The following is a 17497-nucleotide window of genomic DNA, read 5'->3' as shown; positions in this document are numbered from 1 at the left end:
TCGCTTGAGGACTTTTATAGACGGCTGCCAGGCAGTGAGGGGCAAGCCCCTCACCGAGGCGGCAACTACCGCGAAACGTGATGGTTATCCAGCACACGATTGACCAGCAGCTCACTCAGCATGATGACCTGCTGCAGTATCTGCATCGCCTTGCGCTGCGACGGATCGACGGTGTTGCCGATGTCTCGGGCCATGTCACTGGCCGACGACAGCGTTTCGCACGCTTCGACCAGCAGCGTCTCGTCATCCACCGTTGGATTGACCAGATAAATCCTGCCGGGCTTGCGCGATGGCTTGGACGTCTTCTGCGCCCCAGGATCGAGGTAATGATTGATCGCCCGCTCGGTTGCCGTTTTTATGTTTTCGGCTTCGAGTGCGGCGTCGTAGGGGATCGGATCTGCATCCGGAGGGTTAGGCGTAATCTTGAACATATATCTAATTCCTGAAATAGGGCCGCGACCGTTCTCTACTAAAAGAAGGGTGGCGGCTGCGCGCAGGTTAGTAGACCGGAGGAATTAGCAAGACCGGCGCGCTCGAGAGCGCCCTGCGCACAACCACCATCAAGTGCAGGACTAGACGTACCTGACTGAATGGGGCTCATGCACTTACTAAGACCATACGGGCTACTAAACCCGACCACTGATGGGCAGTGGCAGGCAAACGATAAAGTCCGAGGTCTAAGCGCACAAGCCGGCGGATTCTGGCGTACGCGTAGGCAACGACGCAAGGTGTTGTAGCCTTTATGGCGTAACAGTTGGTGTAAATTAAACGCCAATCCCACGTCGTTTTTGCACACGTCGAAAGCCATGAACTCTCCGAGTTTTTGATGAATTTGCCGGGTGCATGTGGATGGCTGGATACTGCGGTTTGACCTCAAGCACATGCCAATTGAGTGCTCACTGGAAGGTCGTCGTTGGTGGCTGTGTGTCAACGTGGTTTTTGGGGTTCATCGTGAATAGCTTGGCATTGGTCGCCAAGGTAGTCCTGCTTGGAACACTAATGGCTTGATCCATAGGTCCCTACCTGACCCATTTTCGCGCCATACAATTGCGCCTCACGTTTTGATCAATGGCGTTTTTTAAAAGGTAATTTTCATGGAAAGAAGTTGCATTATCTGCGGCGTAGCCGCCAATTCCCGTGAGCACGTGTTCCCGGCTGCGCTAGGAGGGCGTCGTACCAATAAAGGAATTTATTGTGATACTCACAATGGAGAGTATTCAGAGCTGGCAAATATCATCGTCAACCAAATGCGTTTCTTCAATTCGCAGATCGGAGTGGTGGGGGATCACCAAAAAACGACTGGAGAAGTGAAACCTGTCTTACTGATTGATCCTGTTACGAAGACAGAAATGTGGCTGAATAACACGTCCACTGCTTTTGCTGAGCCCCGAATAACTTCTGTCACGTTGAATCCTGAGGGTGATAGTGCAATCGAAATCGCAGCAAATTCTCTGCAGCAACTAGACACCTACGTAGCTGCCTTGCGAGAGAAAGGTCTGGACGTTCACGTTAAGAGCAAAGGTACTCCGGGGATTTATTATCCTGGCACTCTCGAGGGACGGCTGGATTTGGGTGGAAGCGATACTGGGCTAAGGGCAATCGCCTATATTGCGCAAACATTTCTAGCTCAAGCTTTTCCAGATTTGGCCCGCCTGCCCGAGCTGGCACCGCTTAAAGAATACACTCTTAACAATTCTGGAAAAGACTTTGCCTGCTGGTTGAGCCCCTCCGACGGCGGACATGATTCTGAGAGCAAACGGTTTAATCATAGGATCATTGTTGGGCATAACGCAGATGACAACGTCATCTACGCTAGGATTTCGCTGTTCGGAGCATTCCATTACGGGGTCTACCTTGGGGTAGCTGAAGCCGGGTCAAGCCGGTCGGTTGTTTTCGACATTGATCCACTTGTGAAACATCCCCCGCTGGATATGCAAAAAACTGAATACGATAAAGCTGTTGGCTACAGTCCGAGACCCGAAAATCTGACGGAATACCTCGCCGCTGCGATTAAAAATGGTGAGGCGAAAGCTTCGGTAGACGGTTTGATGCGTAACATTCAGGATTTTCAACGAGAAAGTCTTGCCACCAAATGGCTTCAGGAACTCGAACGGGCTAAACCAACGGACCGAGAGACTGCAAATTCATTTTTTGAGCGGTTGGTCTCTAGCGAGTCAGGCTGGATATTGAAGCTGATTAAGCACTTTCGACGCAATTTTAGCCAAGCCATGGCGAACTCGAAAAATAAGGACATTACGAAAATACTGCACTATTACAGTGAAAATAGTGAGCTAGAACCTAGCTCATTTGATGGCTTGTCTGACTATGGAAGAACGCTTTTAGCCATATCGAGCGCAGCTCTCATTGAAAAATTGACTGACGACTTCTTTAGTGGAGAGCTTGATCAAGATCGAATGGAAATGCTGCTGAGTGGCGGTCAGGGTCTGTACACGGTGGGTAGAGTTATTCAGGATGAGGCGTCTCTTAAGGTTTTGGGCTACGCCATAAGCGATGAGGTGTGGTAAGCCCGGAGATAGCGTACACATGTAGGTCTCGGACGCCACGCCGCCATCGAAATTTTCTCTGATTGCTTGCTGAAGGCGAAATTGGATCAAGGCCCACGTTGTCTGGAACCAGATGATCGAATTTTGAAGTTCGGAGGAAGCGCTAGGCCATTAACGGCCTAGCGTAGTTCAACCTAATCCCGACAATTAGTGGCGAACTGCTAAGTCGTCTTTGAGTACAAACTCCATACCAATGCCCACGCCCTCGAGTACCTCGGTTACGCGATCAATGAAGGTCTCGCCCTGCTCGGGCAATTGGTACAGACCATTAATGCGAATTTTGGGATTTTTACCTTTGGCTGGGGGGTAGCTTTCCAGCAGTTCGCCGCTCTCAATGAAGGCGATGTAGGTGTTGATCTTTTCTTGAAGCAACAACAGGTGCTCGCCTTGTTGGGCTTTGTCGCCCCATTCCAGGTGATCGGTGATGACGAGTACGACGTTGTCGGGTTCCCACTCGGGTACCGCGATGATGTCGACGATTTTTGTTTCGGTGATGGACATGTCTGCTCCCTCAGAGGGTCGGGTCAGGTCGAATGATGTCGACTCTGGTGGGTGGGATTCTGGTGCCTCCGGTGAAGCCGGGTTTGCCTTTGCCGACGACGGTCGCGCCGGACTTTTCAATTTCTGGAAAGCCGAGTTTTTGGTTGCGGGTGAGTGGCGCTGTTTCTGAAGATTTGCACTCAACGCATGAAATATTGCCTTCGGCATCGCGGCCCATCATATCAATCCGGGTACGGACTCCGCTGTCGGTTTTGACTGTGACCTCACGGGCGGCTTCAGGTTTGGTCTTGCTGAACTCTTCGAAGGACGCTTCTTCAAACGCCTTTCCCTTTTGTTTGTTCTTCTCTAGCTGCGTGCTGAGCACGATGTAGATGGGCTCTAGGCCTGCGTCATCGGGGAACCAGATGATTGCGTCCTGGAACTCTGGGGGATGCGCGGGGTTGGCCAGGAGTGTGTCCGACTGTGCTGTCGGCGGGTATACCCATACGGGTGGCAGCTGGGGCGCACCTTCTAGTGCTGGAATACCCAGTACGCCGTCTGGGCTTGTCGCTGGTGTCCAGGTGAGGCCTATGCCGTTGCCTATGTCGGCAACGAATTTCTCTCCGTCTTTTTCCGCTTTGATGACAGGGACATTTTCCCAGTCCTTTTTGCCGCCGGTGTAGAAGCCGTATGCGTTGACGGAGCCATCGGGCAGTGTTTTTACGTTGACGCGTACGCGGGTGCGGCCGCTGTCGAGCGTGGCGTATTGATCGTTTTTGTAGAACGCGCTGTCGGGGGCGATGCTGGTGTTGGGTATTAGCAGTGCGACGGTGCCTACTACTGCGCCGGCGGCTAACGTACCAGCGCCCTCTAGCAGATTGAGTGCAAGTGAGCCGCCCAACCGCTGAGTGATGGTGCTGCCGGTTGTGGAACCGCCGACCAGTTGCAGTGGCGTACCTTCGGCGGTGACTGCTGCCGCCGTGCCGAGCACGGCCCATAGGCCGTAGTCAGCAAGTTTTTCGACGGGTACGAACCCTGCTGGGTTGGTGTGGTTGATTTCGCCGTCGGGCAGGTTGCAGCTTTTGGCAAAGACGCAGCCCATGGTTTCGGGCTTTGCGTCTGGTGCTGGCGGGAGGTCTTTGTACTGTGCCCAGTGCTGGGCGTTGATGTCGACGGGTTCGACGCCGGCGTTGCGGTAACCCTTGGGTGGGTTGGGGACGTAGCCACTCAATCCTTGATTCCTTGTCCTGGTCCGTTGAACAGGGTGCAGGGTGACAGCCATGGATTTGAGTGGCAACAGATGGCATTTAGCCTTAGTCGACGTAAATTAATCTGAGCGACGAACGCACCTGACCTCAGGCGTGTGATGGGCTGCTATAGTGATGAGAGGTAAGGCAAAGAGCCACTATCGATTTAGATAGCCAAGGACAGGAAACTGATGCGTAACGAGTTAATAATTAAAAGACTACCTATTGTAGATGTATTTGATCCTCCGTATGAGGTCTGGTCTCGGAGACAGCTAAGTGAAGCTGAGCGACTATCTCACTATGAAAAATATAAGCACTTCATATTTGAAATCAATAATGAGCTAGAAAAAACCATATATTCAGCATTCTCGGCAGCAACTCATATGGCGGAAGTTAGATCCGATAACGCGCTAGAGAGTTTCATTGATGATGCTTTAGATGGCAGTTCGGCTATGGAATTCGTTCGTAGTCTCATGCCAGACAAAACGCCGCAAAGTCTCGCTCGTTATCAAACCCATTATCCGTACTACGACGCTATTAAGGTTAATAAAGAAATTCAAGAGCACGGTGCTATTTTTGATGATGGTCAGTTTTTATTTCACGGTGGTGGGTGGCCGTCCGGCGCTGACGAATTCGTAACTGATCGCCCACTCTCCACTAGCTTCTGTCCTCAGATAGCGCTTAGAAATGCTGAATTCAAAGGAAAAGCCTACGACTTGGAACGCGTTGATTTAATTGTATTAAGAACTGCGAGCGCAAGATGTCATGCATACGTGTTTGGATGTGAGGGCGAAATGAAGCACGAAAAAGAAGTTGTGTTTGCCGCTGGTGCGAAATTAAAGCTTGTTAACCGCACATTCATACAGGAAGCAACTGTTTCAAAGCTGGATGAAAATTCGAATCTGCTACATGCCCTGGTGCCTTATTACGTCATTGAGGCGGAAATCTGCTGAAGTGGTTTTTAATGAAGAGCGTTCGCATTCGGGCCTCAAATATTTTGATTGTTTGAGCTGAGTAAGGAAAAGTAATTATGTGGCTTGAGCGCTACTTCCCCTTAAATCATCCTGTAATTCTGCTAAAAAAGTATATTCGCACGCATATATTTTATGTAGGCGTATCACTATTGGCCGTAACCGCTTGCTTTGGGGTCTTCGGCGCTTTATATCTTCATTTCTTCTTAGGTGTCGATATTCCAGAAGTCGCAGTCGCAAACTCTGGCACGGCAAGTTATTGGGGGCAGCTCGGGGACTTTGCGGGTGGATTCCTGAATCCGTTGCTAAGCTTTCTGGCGTTGATGGCGGTATTAAAGACAATGTCATTACAACGAGCAGAAATGAAGGCAGCTCAGCAGGAAGCAAAAACGGCAACGCAAGAACAACGGCAACAAACAGCGGTGTATTCACGACAGATGTTTGAGTCGACTCTTTTCGGAATGTTGGATGTGCACGCAAAAATACTGGGAGACATCAAATATTCAGGAGTATTAGGTCAGGGGATCTCAGGGCGTGATGCAATAGATGCGATGGTTAAGAGATTTAAGGATGCTGACTGCTATGCTTTATATGCCGCAATTGCAACAAAAAATGAGATGCAGTCCGAAATTGAGAGGTACATTGGTAACTGGAAAGGTTCTATTGGTCACTATTTTCGAAATCTGTATTGGATTATGAAGATGATTGACACGAGCGTCGACATGTTGGTAGAAGATAAAAATGAGAATGTCAATAACTTAAGCAAGAGGAGGTTTTACACGGACTATATTCGAAAAAGGAATTACGCAAACATTGTACGAGCGCAGCTAAGCGAGTCGGAAATGGCATTATTACAAATAAATTGCCTCAGTGCCGTCGGTGCGGATTTAAAATACTATGTTGAAAAGTACTCTCTTCTAAAACCATTAGGGAAGGACTACTTTGACGATTGGGCAGAATACATGTCTTCAAAATTTAATGACATGGCATTCGTCGGTTTAGAGCATGTAGATATTGATGTACTGATGAAGATGAGAGTTGATAAAGTTACGAGAGGCACTTCATTCATCAGGAAAAACAGCTATCGCAAATATTAACCCTCTGCCCCATAACGATCAGAGCGAAAGCGTGCCGCTCTGATCGCCTTAGTTGTTCTAGGAAAAATAATAGTTAAAATTACAAGCTGGGACGCTTTTTGGTTTTCTATCGAGTATATGAAGACGCAATTTCTACTATTTGCGCGAAAGTGCCGCGAAATCCTTCGAAGTCGATATTGCTAAAAGGTGGTGCTCCAGCGGCGATATAGTCTGCAAACTTGTTCTTAGGTAATGCAACGTTTTTCTTTTCTTGCAAGTTAATAACCTGGTCGTCATATATTAGTGATTGCTTGGTTGTTCTGCAAAACAAACTAGGTTCACTTTTGTGGCAGCCTAAAGAGTCAAACTCTTCCCTGGAGTATAATCGTCTGCCTTGGTTGTCCGTTATGTAAATTTGTGCATCTTGGTATAAGTGCTCAATACATATAAGATCGCTCGGGTCTCTGAATTCAGGCGTGGGTATGATTAGACTAAATACGTTGTTTGCGTGGTCTCTATAGTTGCCAGGGGAGCCGCCCATTTCGTTTATAATCTGTCTCTCGTCCCTGTCAAAAATGCATATAGTTAAGTGTCTTTGTAGTGTCTCACTCAAATTTTCGCATAGCAATTTAAGGCCCGAACTCCCAGGCTTTCTCGAGTTCCTAAATGTTAAGTTTAGTCCCACGAATTCACCGCGACGTTGTAATGCACGCAGGGCTGTTTGAAAGTGTTTCGTATCGGTAACACCTTCAGTGTAGATATGTATCTCACCGGTGATATTTCGTAAAATTTTCTGCTCATCTATGCGGTAGTCGCTATCTAGCGCCTGTAGACGTTTCGCAAGAGTTAAAAATGTACCATCTGAATACCCCTTGACGTGACCGACATGGGTTACCTTTCCACGTAAAACGAACTTCATCTGAGGTGATTCGCCATCAAATCGATTGGTTTTAGCTATGGAGCGTTTCCAATATTCTTCCGCGGCTTCAAGCCCGTGCTTTTCCCATGCGTAAAGGGCTGCGCGAATCGATTTAATAAAATCTTTCGGGACGTTAGATATTCGATTAACGACAACGCCCGTGACGATCTGTCTCTCTGATCTTTTGCGTAGTATGGTTTTATCAAGATTAATACTAAATCCAGCATCAGTAATAATTTTTTTAATAGTATCGCTGAGCTCTGCCGATCCATCCTCACTCCGAACAGCAATGGATGCCGGAAATGAACTTCCATTATTGGAGATAAATATATCATCAGCGTAGCGTGTGTAATAGCACTTATTTGAGGCTGCCAGTTCTTTTAGTTTGTAATCCAATCCTCTGCAAAGAATATTGCTGATTGTTGGGCTGGCAGGAGAGCCTTGAGGTAATCGTCTACCTAACGTACATAATCGAGCAGCAGTGTTGGCTGGCGACTCTGCAAAATTGTAAGGCGCACGACGAAGTACGCCTGATACTCGTGCTAAACTTATTGAGTGGAAAAAATCTTTTAGATCTAGACGTAACAGCCAGCGCTGTCCAATGTGGGTTGCAGCATGTTCGACAATCCCTCTACCTTGGATATAAGCAAATACGCACGCTCGCGGCTTGTAACTTTGCTCTAGGAAGACTGCAATATTTTTTTGGATGTCCTTAAGCCCTTTGTTTGGGGCTTCAATTAATCGTTCTCCCCCAGCACGCTTTTTGATCTTAAAGGCTATATATTTTTCATTGTCGGCTAGGTGATATGCGTAATAGGTCAATTTAGCCGTTGAGATACCGAGCAATGCTGCTAACTCATTGTTATTTGAAATCTTATATTTTGGCGAGGGATCAAAAGGAAAAAACGCATCCATTGCAGGTTCATGCTCCTACGGAATTTGGAGGGTAACTCAGGACCCCAACAACCGCGAGAACTTCTCGGCGGCGCGACGCGTGAGCGTCAAAGGTAAAAGCACTACAAGCTGAGACGTATGCATCTCAGAAATGCGGGTCCTGAGCCCCAGCGCTTATGGTAGCGATGTGACAGCATGCTTTCAATGGCTATACGGCGCAAAATGCGGGGAATAAGGGCAGTACACTATTGCTGTTCCAGTATCAAATATGCCGCATTCGTTAAGGACGAACCACTTTCTCTAAGTGGTTGATTGCTAGCTCTAAAATTGCCTCTTCAGCTTCAGCTTCAGCTTCAGGTTGCAGATTGCCTTCGGCATTCATCGGTAAGTATGGCCGTGCCGGTATGTCCCCCCACAGCTGCGGAAAATCCGACTGTTCCCCACCAAATTGCATCATCGCCGCATACGTTTTGTTGCTGCGAACCATGGCCGAACTGTCGGTTGCGTGCGTGGTTATCGAAGCCGCCAAACCAGCAGCGCTGACCTGCAACATCTGGCCCGGCCAGTGGCCGTGTTTGGCTCGGTTTTCGGTGGTGACGTCGGAGAGTTCTGGCCATTGGGGGCGGCCTTCCTGTTCGAAGTTTTCTTCGGTCTGGCTGGCGAGTTCGGTGGCGATGGATTGCATCAGGGGTTGTAGGTCGCCGACGGCGGATTCTATTTGGCTGAGGGTTTGCTGTAGGTGTTGGTGGTTTATTTCGATGGTAAGCATTTTGGGTTTTTGTTCCGGTCAGGAATTTTTTGGGGCTGGTGGGCCGCTATCGCTGGCAAGCCAGCTCCCACAGGGATTTGGGGTGGGTCAATGGGTGTGGTTTTGGGTGATGGTTTGTTTTTGTTGTAGGGCTTGGGTCAGGCCTGTGCCTGGGGCGTGGTTGAAGCCGGGATCGGGTTGAAATGTGATGGGTTGGCCTTGGCTGGTTTGGACGGTTAGGCCACGGCGTTTGACGGCGGCTTCGGTCAGGGCGATGACGCGGCAGCGGCAGTTGTAGCCGTTGGGTGGGTAGATGGTTTGCCAGATGGGATCGTCGTGGCGGTAGATCTGGCCGTGGAGTGCGCGGTGGCTGGGGCGGGTTTTGCTGTCGAGGATGGCGATGAGCATCCAGTACGGGTGGGTGTGGGTGGTTTGTTGCATGGCGGTTTTGCGGCCGGCCATGTAGGCGCTTTGCAGGTTGGTTTGGTAGATGGTTTTGAGGCGGCGTGGGCTGCCGAGTTGGACGGGTTGGGCGGCGCCTTGGCTGTCGACGATGATGGGTTTGCCCCACCAGCCTTGGGCTTGCAGGGTCGGTTGGAGGTTGTCGGTGAATTGTTTGAGGGTGTGGCCTTGTTGCAGGGCTGTTTCGAGGGCGGAACGGATGTCGGACAGCAGGTCCAGGTGCATGGCTTTGGCGATGGTGAAGGCTTGGTCGTGGGCCTGGTCGAGCATGTCTTGCCAGTGCCAGATGATGGCGTGCGTAGCCCTGGCTTTGAGGTAGGCGATGGCGTTGTCGGGCTGGAGGCCGAAGATGGCTTTGAGGTCGGTGGAGTTTACGGGTTGGGTCGGGACTATATCGCTTTTGGGGGTATGGTTTAGATCAGTAGTGAACAGCCAGACAGCACAAAGGGGAGCCGAAGCTCCCCTTTAATTTTGTCGTCGCGTGCTCTTTTTTATTATTGAGGGTCGGTCTGTTGTTGTTTTTGGCAACCGTGGCCCTTTACCGCTGTTTTTGGCGACCCCCATCCGGGGTCAAGAGCAAACGTATTTTTTTGAGCGCTGATCTGCTTTCTCGTCTAGCGATCCAACCGATTCGGGAGCTACCTGAAGGTAGTTTTATTGTTCTCTGCCCGGTTGCGGGTCATTCCGAGGAACACCCTGAAAAGCACACCTTCTCCAAAAAAATCTGTTAGCTGCGTCTCTGCCGTGTTGTTTTTGTTATGTCAGAGTCGGTACGTCTTATTTTTATTGGTTTGCTGCTTTTTATTCTTGTTATGCCATAGAGATAGCAGAAGCCGTGCCAACTTTTCAAAACCCTTGTAAATCAATGGGTTGAGATTTTTGAAGGATTTTTCCTTCAGGCTAAACCAGACAATTTGTTTCCGTGTTACTCGCTTGCGCCCACGTTTCGCACTCGGCGGTAACACCATCCCCTCACTGCGCGCTACGGGCCTTGGCCACGCGCGAACCAGTCGGGCGACCCAGCACCGCACTGATCTGCTGGCCGGCGGCAATCAAGGCGTCGAGGTCGATGCCGGTCTCGATGCCCAGGCCGTTGAGCAGGTACACCACGTCTTCGGTGGCGACGTTACCGCTGGCGCCTTTGGCGTACGGGCAGCCGCCGAGGCCGGCGATCGAGCTGTCGAACACCGCGATGCCTTCCAGCAGGCTTGCATAGATGTTGGCCATGGCCTGGCCGTAGGTGTCGTGGAAGTGGCCGGCGAGTTTCTCGCGTGGCACCTGTTTCGAGACCACTTCGAACAGCCGGCGGGTCGCGCCCGCGGTGCCGGTACCGATGGTGTCACCCAGCGATACTTCGTAGCAGCCCATCGCGTACAGCTCGCGGGCGACCATGGCCACTTGCTCCGGGGCGACCTCGCCTTCATAAGGACAGCCGAGCACGCAGGACACGTAACCGCGCACGGTAACGCCATGCTGTTTCGCCGACTCCATGATCGGCGTGAACCGCGCCAGGCTTTCGCTGATCGAGCAATTGATGTTGCGCTGCGAGAACGCCTCGGACGCAGCGGCAAACACCGCGACTTCCTTGACCCCGGCGGCCAGCGCATCTTCAAAGCCGCGCAGGTTCGGCGCCAGCGCGCCGTAGGTGACGCCGGGCTTGCGCTGGATTTGCGCGAACACCTCGGCGGAACCGGCCATCTGCGGCACCCACTTGGGCGAGACGAAACTGCCGACTTCTATATAGCCAAGGCCGGCGGCGCTCAGCGCGTCGACCAGTTGCACCTTGTCGGCGACGCTGATGGGCTGGGCTTCGTTCTGCAGGCCGTCACGCGGGCCGACTTCGATCAGGCGTACTTGGGAGGGGAGGGACATGGCGTTGACCTGCTGTTTGAATTCCTGCGGAACCCTTGTGGGAGCGGGCTTGCTCGCGAAGGCGGAGTGTCAGCCGACAAATCTGATTCTGAAACACCGCATTCGCGGGCAAGCCCGCTCCCACAGGAGATGAATTGTGGCTGTTACTGCGCGACTTGCTGACTCTTGAGCGTCTGCTCCAGCGCCTGCACGCAGCGTTCTTCGGCGGTGTCGAGTTCCAGCTTCATCTGTTCGATGTCCAGCAGTTGCTGTTCAAGCTGTGCCCGGCGTTCGCTGATTTTCGCCAGCATGCTGTTGAGTTGTTTGGTGTTACCGCTGGAGGGGTCGTAGAGCTCGATCAGCTCGCGGCACTCGGCCAGGGAAAAACCGATGCGCTTGCCCCGCAGGATCAGCTTCAGGCTGACCTTGTCGCGCGGCGAATAGATGCGTTCCTGGCCTCGGCGCTCGGGGCTGAGCAGGCCTTGTTCTTCATAGAAGCGGATCGCCCGGGTGGTGATGTCCAGCTCGCGGGCGAGGTCGGAAATGCTGTAGGTCTGGCTGCTCATGAAAGCGCTCGAAGAAGGGTCTTGGCGCTAAGCTAATGGCAGGTTGACGTTTACGTCAAGTGGCGGGCGCCTGCAGCTTGTCGAGCTTCTTCTCGTGCGCTGTCACTTGCTGGCACAACTCGATCATCTGCTCGCGCATCCAGCGGTTGGCCGGGTCCTGATCGGTGCTTTCGTGCCAGTACAAATGGGTTTCCACCGGCGGCACATCGTTGACCGGCAGATTGAACGCATGCAGATCATGGCGACGGGCGAAACGCTCCGGCACGGTCATCACCATGTCGGTCTGCTGCAACACCTGGGACGCCATCAGATAGTGCTGCGAACGCAGGGCGATCTTGCGCTGGATGCCCATTTTGCCCAGCGCCAGATCGACATGGCCCAGGCCACTGCGACGGCTGGAAATATGAATGTGGGTCAGCGACAGGTAATCGTCGAGGGTGAATTTTTCCTTGGTCGCCAGCGGATGACCCTTGCGCATCGCGCAGACGTAACGGTCTTCCATCAGCTTGACGTGACGCACCTGCGGGTCGGTGTTGAGCGGCGCATCCACCGCGAAATCGAGGCGCCCGGCAGCCAGTTCCTTGGTGGTTTCCCGGCGTTTGGACAGGAAACTCTCGATGATCACCGTCGGTGCCAGCCGACGCAGGCGCTGGAACAGCGGCGGCAGAATCACTGCTTCGGTCAGGTCAGTCATGCTGATGCGGTAAGTCTTGACCGCTTGCGAAGGGTTGAAAATGCGACTTTCCTGAACCGACACCCGCAGCAGCGACAGCGCGTTGCGCACCGGGCCGATGATGTTCTGTGCCATGGGCGTCGGCACCATGCCCTGGGCGGTGCGTACGAAGAGCGGGTCGTTGAAGGTCTCGCGCAACCGCGCCAATGCGTTGGACACCGCAGGCTGGGTAATGCCGACAATCTGCCCGGCGCGGGTCAGGTTGGCTTCGGTGTAGATCGCGTCGAAGACGATGAAAAGGTTGAGGTCGACCTTGCTCAGATTCATTACGCGGCTCTCTTGTTATAGGGGCTTGTCATAGGTGGATGGCGCGGGTCAGGGCGGCCAGGAAAATCAACCAATCATATATCGGTGATGAATGTTTATACACGCCGAGAATAGGCTAGGTAAATTATCAACGCTGTTCTAGCATCGATTGCATGACTTAAACAACCTGCCGAAAAAAGGTAATTGCTCATGGATTTCGCTTATTCGCCCAAGGTGCAAGAACTGCGTGAGCGCGTGACCGCGTTCATGGACACTTACGTTTACCCGGCCGAAGCCGTGTTCGAACGGCAGGTTGCCGAGGGCGACCGCTGGCAGCCGACCGCAATCATGGAAGAGCTCAAGGCCAAGGCGAAAGCTGAAGGGCTGTGGAATTTGTTTCTGCCTGAGTCGGAGCTCGGCGCCGGCCTGACCAACCTCGAATACGCGCCATTGGCAGAAATCATGGGCCGTTCGCTGCTCGGTCCCGAGCCGTTCAACTGCTCGGCGCCGGACACCGGCAACATGGAAGTGCTGGTGCGTTACGCCAACGAAGAACAGAAGCAGCGCTGGCTCGAACCGCTGTTGCGCGGCGAGATCCGCTCGGCGTTTGCCATGACCGAACCTGACGTCGCGTCCTCCGACGCCACCAACATGGCCGCCCGTGCCGTGCGCGATGGCGACGAGTGGGTCATCAATGGCAAGAAATGGTGGACCTCTGGCGCCTGCGATCCGCGCTGCAAGATCCTGATCTTCATGGGTCTGAGCAACCCCGACGCTCCGCGCCACGCCCAGCACTCGATGATCCTGGTGCCGGTCGACACCCCCGGCGTGAAGATCGTCCGCCCGCTGCCGGTGTTCGGTTACGACGACGCACCTCACGGCCACGCCGAAGTGCTGTTCGACAATGTGCGAGTGCCGTACGAAAACGTCCTGCTCGGTGAAGGACGCGGCTTCGAAATCGCTCAAGGTCGCCTTGGCCCGGGCCGGATTCACCACTGCATGCGTTCGATCGGCATGGCCGAGCGTGCACTGGAACTGATGTGCAAACGTTCGGTAAGCCGTACCGCGTTCGGCAAACCGCTGGCGCGCCTGGGCGGTAACGTCGACAAGATCGCCGACTCGCGGATGGAGATCGACATGGCGCGCCTGCTGACCCTGAAAGCGGCGTACATGATGGACACCGTGGGTAACAAGGTCGCCAAAAGCGAAATCGCGCAGATCAAGGTCGTCGCACCGAACGTCGCGTTGCGGGTGATCGACCGGGCGATCCAGATTCATGGCGGGGCCGGGGTGTCGAACGATTTTCCGCTGGCCTACATGTACGCCATGCAACGCACCCTGCGCCTGGCCGACGGCCCGGACGAAGTGCACCGCGCGGCGATCGGCAAGTTCGAGATCGGCAAGTACGTGCCGAAGGAAATGCTGCGTAGCGGTCATTAAGACCGCGGCGCTTCTATCGTCGGAGCGCCGCCCGGGCCAAGCCCGCTCCCACAGGGATCTCCGGTGAACGCATTGTCGTGAACACCAGAAAAACCTGTGGGAGCGGGCTTGCCCGCGAAGGCGTCAGTGCCTGCAACGCATCAACATCAGATTCAATAAACCCAAACCTCAACCCGCCGATTCTTGATCCTGCCTTCATCCCCGCTGTTGGTCGCCACCGGCATCAGCGCGCCAAACCCGCGCACTTCGCGCAACACCACGCCGTTTTTCACCAACTCCCGGCGTACCGCCATCGCCCGCAGCTTCGACAGCAAATCCGCCCGGGCCGGGTCGTCCTTGGCGTCGCCGAATCCCACCAGCGTTACCGCGCGGTCGGTCTTGTCGTGGTGCTTTATATAGTCGAACACCCGGGCCAGATCCTGCCGGGCCTTGTTGTCGAGGCTGGCGCTGCCTTCTTCGAAGCGGAAGTTCACGGTCAGACGCTGGGCGTGCCGGCTGAGGGATTGATAACCCTCGGGCATCAGCGCATTGGGCGCGACCGAGATGGCGTGCACGGTCTGGGCGATAAAACCGTTGGCCGCGACAATCGCCTGGCCCTGGCGGCTTTGCGCAAAGTTCACCAGAGCTTGCGCCCACGGATTCTGATTGTCGGGCGGCAAATAGAAAAACAAGCGCCGAGACAGTGGATAGTCTTCGGTGGCGATCAGGCTGGCCAGTGGCAGCATGGCCTGGGATTGCCCGTCGACAATCGCCACGGCTTTGGCCTGGCGCACATAGGGCAGGCCGATAAAGCCAATGCCTTGTGGATCGGCGCTCACGGCATCGGACAATTGCTCGCTCGATTCGAAACGTTTCGCCGAGCTGTTCAGGGTTTTCCCATGACGGCTGAGGACAAGTTCCTTGAAGGTGTCATAGGTGCCGGACTGATCATCCCGCGCATATAAATGAATCGTCCCACCCTTGCCGCCGACGTCTTCCCACGTCTTCGCCTCGCCGCTGAAGATTCGCGCCAGTTGTTCTGTGTTCAGTTGATTCAGCGGATTGTCGGGATGGAGGATGATCGCCAGGCCATCGATGGCGATGACTTGCTCGGCGCCAGGGCTTTTCAGGTCACCGAGAGGTAGCAGGCTGGCGAGTTCGCTGTCCTTGATCGGACGGGAGGAGGCGGCCAGATCGGCGCTTTTGCTTTTGAGAGCGGTGAAACCGGTGCTGGAACCATGGGCGGCGATTTCCACCACGACCCGCTTACCTTGAGCCGTGAGGCCGACGACCCGTTGTTCGTTGGCGGTGTCCGGGGTTTCGCTGTGGATTTTCAACAGCCCCTGATCTTGCAGCAAGCCTTCCACCAATGCCGGACCCAGCGCCGCACCAATGGTGTTGGAACCCTGGATGCGCAAGGCCGGGCCGTTCTCGGGAATGGGTAACGCCGCGGCCGAAACCTGCAGCCAGCCGCTCAGGAGAAAGACGAACAGAACACGCAGGGTCATGCCGGCACCGATTGCAGCCAAGGGGATTGCCGGGGAGATTAAGTCAGTGAGGTTGCTGAAAGATGACAGGGCAGAAGATCACAACCGCCGGCCGTGATCTTCTGCTTCAAGCGGGTCAGCTCAATTCCAGCCAGATCGGCGCATGATCCGAAGGCTTTTCCATCCCGCGCAATTCATAGTCAACGCCGGCCGCTTTCACCCGTGGCAGCAAGCCATGGGACGCCAGAATCACATCGATGCGCAGACCGCGCTTCGGCTCGTCTTCAAACCCGCGGCTGCGGTAGTCGAACCAGCTGAACATGTCCGTCACGTCCGGGTTCAGGTGACGGAAGCTGTCGGTCAGGCCCCAGTTTTTCAGGCGGGCCATCCACTCGCGTTCTTCCGGCAGGAAGCTGCATTTACCGGTTTTCAGCCAGCGCTTCATGTTGTCCGGGCCGATGCCGATGTCGCTGTCTTCCGGGGAGATGTTGACGTCGCCCATCACCACCAGTGGCTGTTGATTGTGGAACTGGCTTTCCAGCAACGCCTGCAAATCGCTGTAGAAGCGCTGCTTGGCCGGGAATTTGGTCGGGTGGTCGCGGCTTTCGCCCTGTGGGAAATAGCCGTTCATGATCGTCACCGGCACGCCGTTGGCGTCGGCGAATGTGCCCCAGATAAAGCGCCGCTGCGCGTCTTCTTCATCGGTGGCAAAGCCCTTGTGCACGGCAATCGGCTCCTGGCGCGAGAGCAGGGCAACGCCGTAATGACCTTTCTGACCGTGGAAATACACGTGATAACCCAGGGCCCGTACGTCTTCCAGCGGGAACTGGTCGTCGTGGACTTTGGTTTCCTGCAGGCCGATGACGTCCGGCTGATGCTTTTCGATCAGCGCCGCCAGCTGATGCGGGCGAGCCCGCAGTCCGTTGATGTTGAAGGAAACGATCTTCATGGTCGGCAGTCCTGGCAAAAGGGCGATGCTAGCTGACATGTAGGATCTGGGCCAGCGTGGCGGTAGTCCATATGCGCTGCTAATGTCTTTCGGGTGTGGGAACGATCCCTTCAGCCCAAGGCTCGTATAACAAGAATGGGGCCTGTTGAGTTCCGTCCAGGGAGAATCACCGTCATGCCTGAAACCTCGACCGCCATCGCCGACATCCACATGCTCGACCGCGGCTATTCCCGTGAAGCGCGCTCCTTGCTGTATCAGGCCTATCGTCACGAACCGACTTTCGCTTACCTGTTCGAGGCCGAACGTCCGGGGTACGAACAACGCGTGCGCGCCACGGTGCGGGAACTGGTTAAACAGCATTTTCTGCAGGATCTGCCGGCCATCGGCCTGCTGGTCAACGATCGCTTGATCGGCATTGCCTTGATCGCACCGCCGCAACGACGACTGGGTGTCACCGAGAGTTGGGCCTGGCGTTTGCGCATGGTGTTGAGCACCGGTTTTCGCTGCACCCGGCGCTATCTGGAATATCACGCCGCCGTTGAAGCCTGCGTGCCCACCGACTCGGTGCACATGCTGCCGCTGCTGGGCGTGCATCCGCAATTTCAGGGCAAGCACTTCGGCGAACAGCTGCTGCAAGCGGTACATAACTGGTGCGCGGTGGACGAAAGCTCCCAGGGCGTGATCCTCGACACCGGCAACCCGAGATATCTGGAGTTTTACAAGCGTCAGGGCTACGAGGAAATCGGTGAAGTCGCCGTCGGCCCGGTGCGTGAACACGTGTTTTTCCACGCCAACCCGCAGGTGTTACAAACTGCAACGGCTTGAGGGTCGAACTTTCCGCGCACCCCAAGGCTCTATCACGCTCCCAAGCTCGTGATAGCATCC

Annotated in this window: 16 protein-coding genes; 5 read left to right on the top strand and 11 right to left on the bottom strand. The window is 54.2% G+C overall.

Annotation, left to right across the window (positions count from 1 at the left end; all coding sequences use genetic code 11):
- Window positions 1–65: 65 nt before the first annotated feature.
- Window positions 66–431 (bottom strand): DUF6124 family protein, encoded by a 366-nt coding sequence (locus tag ACSPX5_RS13105; protein ID WP_439821871.1) that lies wholly within the window; start codon window positions 429–431, stop codon window positions 66–68.
- Between the two features lie 663 nt (window positions 432–1094).
- On the opposite strand from ACSPX5_RS13105, the gene ACSPX5_RS13100 reads away from it, so the two are divergent.
- Complete coding sequence (locus ACSPX5_RS13100) at window positions 1095–2525, top strand: hypothetical protein (protein ID WP_439821870.1); 1431 nt, start codon at window positions 1095–1097, stop codon at window positions 2523–2525.
- A 186-nt stretch (window positions 2526–2711) separates the two neighbouring features.
- On the opposite strand, the gene ACSPX5_RS13095 is transcribed toward ACSPX5_RS13100, so the two are convergent.
- Both ACSPX5_RS13095 and ACSPX5_RS13090 read right to left on the bottom strand, forming a co-directional pair.
- Window positions 2712–3065 carry a DUF6572 domain-containing protein gene (locus ACSPX5_RS13095; RefSeq protein ID WP_439821869.1) on the bottom strand — a complete coding sequence of 118 codons (354 nt, stop codon included), beginning with the start codon at window positions 3063–3065 and terminating at the stop codon, window positions 2712–2714.
- A 10-nt stretch (window positions 3066–3075) separates the two neighbouring features.
- Window positions 3076–4275, bottom strand: a complete 1200-nt coding sequence (locus ACSPX5_RS13090; RefSeq protein ID WP_439821868.1) for an S-type pyocin domain-containing protein — start codon at window positions 4273–4275, stop codon at window positions 3076–3078.
- 207 nt (window positions 4276–4482) lie between these two features.
- On the opposite strand from ACSPX5_RS13090, the gene ACSPX5_RS13085 reads away from it, so the two are divergent.
- Window positions 4483–5244 carry a hypothetical protein gene (locus ACSPX5_RS13085; protein WP_439821867.1) on the top strand — a complete coding sequence of 254 codons (762 nt, stop codon included), beginning with the start codon at window positions 4483–4485 and terminating at the stop codon, window positions 5242–5244.
- Between the two features lie 77 nt (window positions 5245–5321).
- Entirely contained in the window at window positions 5322–6359 is a 1038-nt protein-coding gene (locus tag ACSPX5_RS13080; protein WP_439821866.1) for a putative phage abortive infection protein, read from the top strand.
- A 106-nt stretch (window positions 6360–6465) separates the two neighbouring features.
- On the opposite strand, the gene ACSPX5_RS13075 is transcribed toward ACSPX5_RS13080, so the two are convergent.
- The 6 genes from ACSPX5_RS13075 to ACSPX5_RS13050 all read right to left on the bottom strand — a co-directional run bounded on the left by ACSPX5_RS13075 (window position 6466) and on the right by ACSPX5_RS13050 (window position 12778).
- On the bottom strand, window positions 6466–8172 hold the full coding sequence (locus ACSPX5_RS13075; RefSeq protein ID WP_439821865.1) for a reverse transcriptase domain-containing protein: 1707 nt from the start codon (window positions 8170–8172) through the stop codon (window positions 6466–6468).
- Window positions 8173–8431: 259 nt separating this feature from the next.
- On the bottom strand, window positions 8432–8920 hold the full coding sequence (locus ACSPX5_RS13070; protein ID WP_439821864.1) for a phage virion morphogenesis protein: 489 nt from the start codon (window positions 8918–8920) through the stop codon (window positions 8432–8434).
- A gap of 87 nt (window positions 8921–9007) precedes the next feature.
- The gene (locus ACSPX5_RS13065) at window positions 9008–9631 is read right to left on the bottom strand and encodes a phage head morphogenesis protein (RefSeq protein ID WP_439821863.1); all 624 of its coding nucleotides are present in this window, start codon (window positions 9629–9631) and stop codon (window positions 9008–9010) included.
- Between the two features lie 702 nt (window positions 9632–10333).
- Window positions 10334–11233 carry a hydroxymethylglutaryl-CoA lyase gene (locus ACSPX5_RS13060; protein ID WP_323160153.1) on the bottom strand — a complete coding sequence of 300 codons (900 nt, stop codon included), beginning with the start codon at window positions 11231–11233 and terminating at the stop codon, window positions 10334–10336.
- A 143-nt stretch (window positions 11234–11376) separates the two neighbouring features.
- Window positions 11377–11778 carry a MerR family transcriptional regulator gene (locus ACSPX5_RS13055; protein ID WP_039767497.1) on the bottom strand — a complete coding sequence of 134 codons (402 nt, stop codon included), beginning with the start codon at window positions 11776–11778 and terminating at the stop codon, window positions 11377–11379.
- 55 nt (window positions 11779–11833) lie between these two features.
- Complete coding sequence (locus ACSPX5_RS13050; RefSeq protein ID WP_011334997.1) at window positions 11834–12778, bottom strand: LysR family transcriptional regulator; 945 nt, start codon at window positions 12776–12778, stop codon at window positions 11834–11836.
- Window positions 12779–12967: 189 nt separating this feature from the next.
- Between ACSPX5_RS13050 and ACSPX5_RS13045 the strand changes: the two genes are divergently transcribed.
- On the top strand, window positions 12968–14197 hold the full coding sequence (locus ACSPX5_RS13045; protein WP_003223710.1) for an acyl-CoA dehydrogenase: 1230 nt from the start codon (window positions 12968–12970) through the stop codon (window positions 14195–14197).
- 152 nt (window positions 14198–14349) lie between these two features.
- On the opposite strand, the gene ACSPX5_RS13040 is transcribed toward ACSPX5_RS13045, so the two are convergent.
- Complete coding sequence (locus ACSPX5_RS13040; RefSeq protein WP_439821862.1) at window positions 14350–15684, bottom strand: substrate-binding domain-containing protein; 1335 nt, start codon at window positions 15682–15684, stop codon at window positions 14350–14352.
- A gap of 115 nt (window positions 15685–15799) precedes the next feature.
- On the bottom strand, window positions 15800–16612 hold the full coding sequence (gene xthA, locus ACSPX5_RS13035) for an exodeoxyribonuclease III (protein ID WP_169430976.1): 813 nt from the start codon (window positions 16610–16612) through the stop codon (window positions 15800–15802).
- Window positions 16613–16786: 174 nt separating this feature from the next.
- Between xthA and ACSPX5_RS13030 the strand changes: the two genes are divergently transcribed.
- Entirely contained in the window at window positions 16787–17437 is a 651-nt protein-coding gene (locus ACSPX5_RS13030) for a GNAT family N-acetyltransferase (RefSeq protein ID WP_085712429.1), read from the top strand.
- The last annotated feature ends 60 nt before the right edge of the window (window positions 17438–17497 follow it).

Origin of the sequence: Pseudomonas sp. HLG18, from assembly GCF_051903985.1 — a bacterium.
Lineage (GTDB): Bacteria > Pseudomonadota > Gammaproteobacteria > Pseudomonadales > Pseudomonadaceae > Aquipseudomonas > Aquipseudomonas fluorescens_BT.
Note: the sequence above shows the minus strand (reverse complement) of the source record. Positions and strands in the feature narration are given on the sequence as shown.